This is a genomic window from Domibacillus antri (genome assembly GCF_001936625.1).
Lineage (GTDB): Bacteria > Bacillota > Bacilli > Bacillales > Domibacillaceae > Domibacillus > Domibacillus antri.
The window spans coordinates 1-1,515 of the sequence record NZ_MSDU01000079.1 but is presented as its reverse complement, the minus strand read 5'-3'; the positions used below and the strand labels follow the sequence as shown (position 1 = coordinate 1,515).

The 1,515-nt window shown below is 41.2% G+C and carries 2 protein-coding genes and 1 pseudogene; 1 reads left to right on the top strand and 2 read right to left on the bottom strand.

All coding sequences use genetic code 11. From position 1 onward, the window contains the following. Positions 1-382: pseudogene (locus tag BTO30_RS16775) on the bottom strand (transposase); the annotation flags it as partial. 133 nt (positions 383-515) lie between these two features. Between BTO30_RS16775 and BTO30_RS16770 the strand changes: the two are divergent. Next, on the top strand, positions 516-959 hold the full coding sequence (locus BTO30_RS16770; protein WP_075399831.1) for a coiled-coil domain-containing protein: 444 nt from the start codon (positions 516-518) through the stop codon (positions 957-959). A gap of 35 nt (positions 960-994) precedes the next feature. On the opposite strand, the gene BTO30_RS16765 is transcribed toward BTO30_RS16770, so the two are convergent. Further along, a partial coding sequence (locus BTO30_RS16765; protein ID WP_158023619.1) for an ATP-binding protein occupies positions 995-1,515 on the bottom strand: 521 nt, incomplete at its 5' end.

The following is a 1,515-nucleotide window of genomic DNA, read 5'->3' as shown; positions in this document are numbered from 1 at the left end:
TAGGGCAGTTCATTTTCTCGCTCAGATCGGAGATTTCACTCATCGTGCCGCCTTTCTGAAACATGGGGTTCACAAAGGATTCGAGCGTATCATTCGAGCGCCGTTAAGGCGCCACCGTCTGTTGCTTAAACTCGCCGTTGCGGTCACGTGGAATCTTGATCCCCAAATCACCGTATTCTGTGTGCAGCGTCCGGGAATACGCACCGTTGCGTGAGTTGCCTGAGTTAAAGCCCATCCGGTCATATTTCTCGTAATCTAAAAACGCCGTTAATTCAGTCGCCAGCAGCGTATTGACGGCTGTTTCTAAATGCGAACGGAATACTTCGGCAATATCTTGTTTTTTCACTAGAGCGTTAACGATATCTGTTGTAAACTGGTTCATAGGGAAGACCTCTTTTCTGTGAATTGTCTTGTGGTGATTCAATTCTACAAGAAAAGGTCTTCCTTTTTCTATTTATTCATTTACACAAAATATTGTACGCTCTCTTTTAAAAAAGGGTTAGAGGAGGAATTATATGTTTGTTAGTAAAAGGAAATACGAAGAAGCTCTAACTAAGATAACCGATTTAGAATTAAAGTTGCAAAAGATAATTGTTTCTACTGAAGCTGTCAATGAACTGAAGATTAAAGCAAATAATTTGGAATCTGAAATACTTATTAAAAATACGGACTTATCAACCCTAGATTCACAAATGGCTGATAAACAGAGTAAGGTAACGGATCTCGAAGACAAAATTAAGGTTTTGGCAAATGAACTTCAAGCTAAAAGCAGCCAGTCTCTACATTTAGATAATGAAATCAAAAATTTTAGTGAGCGAAGAGTATTCCTTCAAAAATCTATCGATGAACTTTTAAATGAACAAAAAGCTAAGGAGTCAGAAATTGATCGATTAAACAAGGAAATTATGGAGATAAGCAAAAGTAGCTACATAAAGTGTAATCGTCAACCCAAAAGTTGACCAGGGCGCTCATCGAAAAGTTGACCACCCTCTTCTTAGGACGAATACGTTTCTTTGAAACGATAGCTGTCGCCGTTCATCGGAAATAAGTGGGCCTTGTGCGTGATTCGATCTAACAAGGCGGCGGTCATTTGGTCATCGTGAAAAACTTCGTTCCACCGGCTAAACTCCCGGTTGCTGGTAATGATCATGCTTCCACGCTCGTACCTTGCGGCGAAAAACTGAAACATCAGCTCAGCTGCACGCGGATGATAAGGGATATAGCCCAGCTCATCAATAATAACCAAGTCTGCACTCATCCATTGCTTCTCGATCTGAAGCAGTCTTTTTTCATATTGTGCTTCCATCAGTTCATTTGACAAACGGGCAGCTGTATAATAACGCACGCTGTATCCCTGCTCAATCGCAAGATGGCCGAGGGCAATAGAAAGATGCGTCTTTCCAGTCCCTGAGCTGCCGATAAACAACACATTGATGCTAGTATGTTTAATGGTCACACCGAATTGAGACGTTATAATAAAAAGCCGTAACAGCCGTCGTGTAAATGTTGGGATTA

Coding starts and splice junctions, on each gene's coding strand:
- BTO30_RS16770 (WP_075399831.1), top strand. CDS start 516: ATGTTTGTTAGTAAAAGGAAATACGAAGAAGCTCTAACTAAGATAACC.